The organism is Methylobacterium brachiatum, from assembly GCF_020523825.1.
Lineage (GTDB): Bacteria > Pseudomonadota > Alphaproteobacteria > Rhizobiales > Beijerinckiaceae > Methylobacterium > Methylobacterium brachiatum.
This window is the reverse complement of the sequence record NZ_JAJALK010000017.1, coordinates 88,426-95,588: the sequence shown is the minus strand read 5'-3', so window position 1 is coordinate 95,588 and position 7,163 is coordinate 88,426. Positions and strand designations below refer to the sequence as shown.

Sequence of the window (7,163 nt, the reverse complement as noted above, 5' to 3'; positions counted from 1 at the left end):
AGTGCGCAATGAATCAGCCCAACAGCCCCGCGTGAACCCCAGGCATCCGACTCAGCCCAAACCGAAAGTGCTCTAGCTTCCCCCCGCGTGTGGTTCGTGAGAACGTTGGATCTCAGGCACTTCGCCATACAGGGTCGCGTGACCGAAACAGACCGAAGGGCGAGTGACCAAGCGGGGTGGGTGTCGGCTGATCTGCTTCTAAGCGGCACAAGCATCAAGACAGATCTTGGATTTTTGCCCGCTCTCGCCCCTCGTCGAATGTTGAGGTTGGCTGTTTTAGGCCAGCATCACCCCAGGTTTGCCCCGCTCTCGTCCGCCCACAGGGGGAGGGGCATGGGGATCGAGGTGGTTAGAATTCCACCCGATTGGCATCATCCCGTTGATGAAGCCGGGAATTTTGTCATCGGCGCACATCGCGAGCCGCGTTACGCCTGGGACGCAAATTCCCGCCCTGCTTTCCAGCGATACGAGAACGTCACCGAGGATTCATCCATAAGCCCGGTCCTCGACGAGACCGGCGAGTTGTGGACGTGGATGACGTGGAACGGCTGGTCCGAAGAGGCAGTGGAATTTCTGTTATCGAACAGGCATGCGCCGAGCTTGATCATCCGCCAATCTTGAGAGGCCCGCGATCAACTTCCGAATTGAAGTTGCTCGAAGATAAACGAATAGCTGCTTTCGCGATGCGCCGATGGCATTCGGCGCGACCGCAGGGATTGATTTCTGGCCGTCTGCTGTCGAGTAAGCGCTCTCCACACATCCTCCCACGACGTCATTCTCTGCTCGGTAATCCCTCGGATGGCGATACCAGCCCCGCCCCCAGGGCGATCCAAACGAGGTGCGCATCGGTGCGCGCGCCGAGCTTGGTACGGATCACCGATAGGTTGTTGTGTACCGTCTTCAAGCTCAAGCACAGCATCTCGGCCACGGCCTGGGCGGTCATCCCCCCGGCGGTCAAGCTCAGGATTTCGAGCTCTCGAGAAGTCAGGTCGTCGAGACCGGCGCGGCCACCCGCCACCTCGTCCTGTGCGATCGCACGCGCGATGTCGGCGCTCATCGCCCGCTCGCCGCGGAGAACGGCGGACACCGCCGTCAGCAACTCGCGGGGAGGGCTCGCCTTGCTGACATAGCCGGACGCGCCCGCCGCGAAGGCTTGGCGCGCGACCAACGCCCCTGTGCGCATGCTGAACACTAGGATGCGGGCTGTTCCGTCCCATTGGCGGATGTGACGGATGGCCTCGATACCGCTCGGGCCTGGCAGCGACGGGTCGAGGATAACGAGATCCGGCGCATGAGCCCTGTATTGACGATAGGCCGCCGCCGCGCTCTCGGCTTCCGCAATCACCTCCCAGCCCTGCTGTCGCTCGATCAGGCGGCGATAGCCTTCCCGTACGACAGGATGGTCATCGACGAGGAGAATGGACGTAGCCATGACGCGATCTCACCCGATGGTTGGCACCGATGCGCAGGCACGGATGCCGTTGCCGGTGCCGGTGAGCGAGAGGCTTCCTCCGAGGGGGGCCAGCCGCGCTCGGATGCCGACGAGGCCACGGCCTGTGTGGGTCGCCGTTTGGGGCACATTACCCCCACCATCGTCGTCCAGGGTCAACGTCACCGTTCGTCGCCCGACTTCAGCCCGATCGAGCCGCATGAAGATCCGGCTCGGTCTGCCATGGCGGAGGGCGTTCGTCAGAAGTTCCTGTGCGATCCGGTAGACGCTCACCGACACGTTCACGGGGATGTCGGTGAGATCGCCAGCCACGTCGAGATGGAGAGCCGGGCTGGACCTGAGTTGCCCCCGCCAGGTCGCAATGAGGCCGCGAAGGGCATCATCCAGCCCGATGCCAGCGAAATCGGGGAGTTCGAGTCGGGCCAGAGCTCCGGGCAGGCTCTCCCGCATGGTGGAGACGACGGCCTCGATGCCGCGGGCGTCCTCGCGCAGGTCCTCCCGGTCCGAAGGAGCGGCCAGCTCGATCGCGGCGGCGCGTGCGCCAGCGGCGGCGAGGCATTGGCCGAAGGCATCGTGAAGGTCCCGGGCGAGCGCCTGCCGCTCCTCTTCCTGAACCGTGACGAGGCGCTGCATCAGGCCCGCGCGCTCGGCCTCAGTGCGACCAAGCCGGTCGGCGAGCCCATTACAGGCAAGCGCAATCCGGTCGAACTCGGCAGCGGCGAAGCGTGGCAGCGGCGATCGCATGCCGGTCGTGTCAAGGTTCTCCAGCCCTCGCACGATCCGTCCGACGGGCGCGACGAGACGCATGACGGCGAGCCAGCTGAGAAGCACCGTCGCCGCCGCCAGCCCAAGGGTAAGGCCGCCGGCAAGGCGCATCCGCCGCCAGACCCGGGCCGCTGCAGCCATCGGCTCGGGCCAAGCCGTCACGCTGCCAATGGAGCGCTCGCGATAGACGATCGCCCGGATCGTCGGTTCGGCGTTGGCCTCCCACGCAAGCACCTTGCGAAACCATGCGGGGGCGGCGTCGAGGCCGTCCCAGTCACCGCAGAAGCGGCGGGGCAATTCAACGCCGAGATGGATGTCGGCGCAGATCCCCAGCAGGAGCGCGAGAATAGCCGGCGCGGTCTGCGGAGCGGTTGCGGGTATCGCGGCCGGCCCGGCACTGCCGAGGCCAGGCTGGCGCGCAGATTGAGCGGCAATCCGATTGGCCGAGGTCGTAGCCTCCCAGCGGAGGCTCGCATGGGCGTCCCACGCGATCTATGTGACCGCTCCCGCCAGGCACAGTATGGCGACGACGATGAGGCGTAGGCCGAGATGCGCGGGCAGGCTCATGGGTGAAACAGCCGGGCTTGAAGCGAGGTTCTGAATTGGCATCGGGAACGTCCCGGCGCGCAAGCTGTGTCACGCAAGGTCGGGAAGAATGCCCGGGCATTGGCGGGAGGACTTCCCTGGCTCGGTCCCTGCGCGATCCGGAAGATGGCACTGTCTCATCTCCATAGAGCCGGCCATGTCCTTTGATCTCTCCCGCCGCGGCCTGCTGGCCGCCTCCGCCCTGCTGCCGCTTGGCCTGCGATCGACCACGGCCGCGCCCGTAGCTGGTTCCTATAGGGTCGGGACATTCACAGTTACGCCGCTGCGGGACGGATTGTTTCCGCTGGAATCGAGCATGATCCCGGCCGCCGAGGGCCAAGCCGGACAGGATTTGTTGAGGGAGGCCGGACTACCGGCGAAAGGTCCCTCGCCGGAGCCGGTCAATGCGTTCCTGATCCGGCGGGAAGAACGGCACTGGCTGCTCGACGCGGGCTGCGGCACCGTCCTCGGTCCGGGGTTCAACCGGGTAACCGCGGCGCTGGCGGCAGAAAGCGTGCGGCCGGATCAGGTCGAGACCATCTTGCTGAGCCATCTTCACGCCGACCATGCCGGCGGCCTTCTGACTCCGAGCCGCCTCGCGCGGTTCGCGAACGCCGAACTCGTGCTGCAAGAGCGCGAGGTGGCCTACTGATCGGATGCGGGTACCCGGGCTTCCGCTCCGGCCGCGTTGAGCCCGATGTTCGATACGGCGCAGGCGGTGCTGGCGGCTTACGCGGATCGGATCCGGCGTGTCTCCGGCGAAGCCGAACTCGCGCCGGGTATCCGCGCCCTCCCGCTGCCCGGCCATACGCCGGGACATATGGGCGTGCTGATCGCGGACGCCTCCGAGCGGCTCCTGATCTGGGGCGACATCGTTCACTCTTAGATCCTGCAGATGCGACACCCGGACTGGACGGTGATCTGGGACACCGATCCAGCGGAGGCGATCGCGACCCGACGGCACATCCTCGATCGGGCGGCGACGGAGGGTTTGAGCGTGACCGGAATGCACCTGGCCTTCCGCGGCAGGATCAAGCGTGCCGGTGCGGGATACGCGCTAATCTGAGTACGCCCGATCTTCCTGGGCCGCGCCGAAGGGCAGTCGTCGCCAGATCGAGAACCGGGCCGCGCTGACCGGGATCCTGTTCGTGCTGCGCTTGCGCCTGCCCTGGAAGATGCTGCGGGCCGAGCTGGGCTGTGGCTGCAGGATGAGTTGCTGGCGGCGTCTGCGCGACTGGCAGAAGGCGGGCGTCTGAGCGCACCTGCATCAGGTTCTGCTAGAGCGCCCGCATGCGGTCGGGCCAATCGACTGGAGCCGGGCGAGCCTAACAGTGCGTCTGTCGCGCCGAAAAAAAGGGGCTCTGCCACCGGCCCGAACCCGACGGATCGGGGCAAGCCGGGCACGAAGCGCCGCCTCATCACCGATGCGCGCGGGACGCCCCTCATGGTGAGCCTGTCGAACCATCGGCTTCTGCCTGAGTGAGGCCAACCGACACGACAGCCCGATGCTGGCCCCGCCGCTCGACGCTATCCCACCCCTGCGCACCGGACGGCGTGGACGCCTGCGTTGGCGGCCCAGTAGGCTGCACAAGGCCTACGATGCCAAGGTCCGACGCCAGGAGGGCCGGGCGCGGGATCGTGCCGCGCATCGCGCGCAAAGGCATCGAGAGCAGCGAAAAGCGCGGGCTTCACCGCTGGGTCGTCGATCCTTCGACACACTCAGGATGAGGGCACCCACGCCTGGTTCGATCGCTTCCGCCGCCTGTCGATCCGCTACGAGCGGCGTGGCGGCATCTACGAGGCCGTCACCAGCCTCGCCGCGAGCCTCATCACCCTCAACCAGATCAAACGGTTCCGTTCGGCGCTCTCAGGATGCTGAGCGAGGTGGTCCACCGCAGCGCGTCGAGCGACAGCGCCGCGATCCGCGCCACACCAATGAGCGTTGCCGCCATCCGAATCGCGCCACCAGCCGACAGCGCCATCACGACCATCAATCGCCTGCGGCCCGGCTCGAGCCGTTCCTGTACCGGGCTCGGCGCCTTCCGGGACCGGGCGGCGGATCCCGGCGCGATGGCAACGTCATGGGGCGCCACATGGGACGCCATGGGGCACGCTTCGCGTCCGTCGATCGCATCGAGGGCGGGCGGCCCGCCATGGATGCCGGGGGCTCACGGGTGACACCAGGTGGCGAGGGCGCGGGACGCGCCACCCGGTGCCGATCATCGTCAGAAGTGCAGTCTCACGCCGCCGCCGACCTCCAGCGGAACCAGCATCGCCCCGCTGTAGCCCCGCGTCGTACGATCGAAACTCCTCAGGGTCGGCACCCGCGTATCGAACAGGTTGTTCGCGTAGAGGAACAGCTCCTGCTGCTCGGCGAGCGCGTACGAAACCCGGGCATTGGCGACGGTATAGGCAGCGATACGCAGCTCGGGCGTATTGGCATCATCGGAGAAATAGCCATCGCTGCGGCGAACTTCAGCCGAGATCGTCAGCTTGGGGATGAGCTTCCAATCGACGCCGGCCGAGACCATGTAGCCGGGCGCCCGGCCAAGCTTGTTGCCGCGGAAGACGCTTCCCCGTGCATCCTCGAATTTGCTGATTTCAGCGTGCAGGAGACCGACACTGCCCCGGAGGCTGAGGCTTTCCAGGATCTGATAGTTCGCAGCCAGCTCCGTGCCGTAGGTTTCCACCAGGTCGGCATTGACGAGGATCGAGCCGAATGGCCGTCCATTGACGTAGTCCTGAACGGAGGCCTGAAAGTCTTTGTATTCCGTATAGAACAGGTTGGACGTCAGGAAGAGCGTGCCGTCCAAGAGGCTGGAGCGCGCGAATAGTTCGTAGTTCGTCGCGTACTCGTCCTTGAATGTGTAGTATCGATGCCCAGTGAAATTGAGTCCGGTTCCGCCCGGGCTGAACCCTGTGCTGATCAATCCGCCGACGGTCAGTTGCTCGTTCACATCATAGCTCAAGGCGACTTTCGGAAGGATCGCACCGAAGCTCTTGTCGTAGGCGTAGTCGACGTTCGGCACATAGGTCGAGTTGCCGTTCTGCCGGATGCGATCATTCTGATAGCGAAGGCCGCCCGTCAGGCGCCACGGGTCCGCGAAACGCCAAGTCAACTCGGAGTAGAGGCCCAGGCTGTCGTGTCCCAGGCGTGCGTCGGCCTTGCCGAGGGCATTGTTGAGGATGTTGCGGGCCGTCTCGTCCGAGTAGAAGATGCCGGCGACGCCGGACCACTCCGAGTTGACCGTTCCGAAATTGAGCCGTGTTTCCTGCTGGTAGGTGTCCGTCCCGCGCTTGGCGATGCCCGCGAACGGCGGCGCGAAGTAGAAATCGTACAGGGAATGTCCGGCGACCGTCTGATTGGTCAGACGGATGTTGTTTCCGAAGTCGTAGCTGAGATCGACAATGCCAGCGTCGGAGTCAATGCGCTGATTGTCGTTGTACGTCGCGAAGCTTCTGAGCCGCCTGACCGGATCGCTTGCGATCTCGTTGCTCGGACGCCCCACATGCGTGTGGGCGAAGGTCGCTTTCGCCTCGAAGCCGGAGAAATCCGTCGGTCGCCAGAGCGCCTTGAACCGGGCGTCCAGATTGTCGAACCCGAAATCCTTGTCGTGAGCCGTGAAACTCGGATTGACATACGTGATGAACGTATCGCGACCACTGTAGTCGACGGCGCCGCGGATGGCGAGTTCGTCGCTGACCGGACCGGACACGACCGCCGAAGCGCGCATCCGTCCGAAACTCCCGTACAGAACCTGCCCTCCGGCCTCGGGCGTGAAGGTCGGATCGTTGGTCGTCACGATGATCGCGCCGGCGATGGCGTTCGCACCCTGGGTCGTCGTCTGTGGTCCGCGGAACACCTCCAGGGACTTGAGGTCCCAGATCGGAGCGCTGCCGATCCCGAACTCGGCTGCGGTGAGATAGCGGCCGTCTATGCTGATCGTCGCCCTGGGTATCGGGCGGGACAGGAATGCGTTGCCGCCGATGAGCGGGCCGTTCGAGTCGATGCCCCGGATGACCGGAGCCGAGGTCGTGCTGGTGAAGTTGAGATTGGGCACGCCGAATTCCAGAAGCTCGCTGGTCGTGCCGGCATAGGGCTTGTTCCTGGCTTCCTCGGCTGTGATGACCGTCACGGAACTCGCGGTTCGCCGGAGCGTGCGGTCGATCTTCTCGCCGGTGACGACCAACTCGTCGAGCATGATGGCCTGCTGACCGTTGCCCGGCTCCTGCGCGAAGGCGGATGGCCCCGCAAAGGCAAGTGCGGCGCCGATGAGTGTTGATCCGATCGCAACTCTCGCGACGCCTGCGTTGCCGCTGCCTCGATCCGACATTTTTCTCGCTCGCCCAATACAACTTGCAC

Annotated in this window: 4 protein-coding genes and 3 pseudogenes; 3 read left to right on the top strand and 4 right to left on the bottom strand. The window is 65.3% G+C overall.

What is annotated here, in order from left to right:
• Positions 1-333 precede the first annotated feature (333 nt).
• Entirely contained in the window at positions 334-621 is a 288-nt protein-coding gene (locus LGR69_RS26675; protein ID WP_230367942.1) for a hypothetical protein, read from the top strand.
• A 151-nt stretch (positions 622-772) separates the two neighbouring features.
• Here the strand turns inward: LGR69_RS26675 and LGR69_RS26670 are convergent, their stop codons facing one another.
• Both LGR69_RS26670 and LGR69_RS26665 read right to left on the bottom strand, forming a co-directional pair.
• Positions 773-1,432 carry a response regulator transcription factor gene (locus LGR69_RS26670; protein ID WP_230367941.1) on the bottom strand — a complete coding sequence of 220 codons (660 nt, stop codon included), beginning with the start codon at positions 1,430-1,432 and terminating at the stop codon, positions 773-775.
• A gap of 9 nt (positions 1,433-1,441) precedes the next feature.
• Positions 1,442-2,782: pseudogene (locus LGR69_RS26665) on the bottom strand (sensor histidine kinase).
• Positions 2,783-2,957: 175 nt separating this feature from the next.
• Here LGR69_RS26665 and LGR69_RS26660 point away from each other — a divergent pair.
• A pseudogene (locus LGR69_RS26660) lies at positions 2,958-3,866 on the top strand (MBL fold metallo-hydrolase).
• Positions 3,867-3,891: 25 nt separating this feature from the next.
• Positions 3,892-4,679 (top strand): annotated as a pseudogene (locus tag LGR69_RS26655) (IS5 family transposase); the annotation flags it as partial.
• Here LGR69_RS26655 and LGR69_RS26650 read toward each other — a convergent pair.
• Together LGR69_RS26650 and LGR69_RS26645 are read right to left on the bottom strand one after the other, a co-directional pair.
• The gene (locus tag LGR69_RS26650) at positions 4,645-4,905 is read right to left on the bottom strand and encodes a hypothetical protein (RefSeq protein ID WP_230367940.1); all 261 of its coding nucleotides are present in this window, start codon (positions 4,903-4,905) and stop codon (positions 4,645-4,647) included. The pseudogene LGR69_RS26655 and the gene LGR69_RS26650 overlap by 35 nt on opposite strands.
• Before the next feature lie 120 nt (positions 4,906-5,025).
• Complete coding sequence (locus tag LGR69_RS26645; protein ID WP_230367939.1) at positions 5,026-7,134, bottom strand: TonB-dependent receptor; 2,109 nt, start codon at positions 7,132-7,134, stop codon at positions 5,026-5,028.
• Positions 7,135-7,163: the final 29 nt, after the last annotated feature.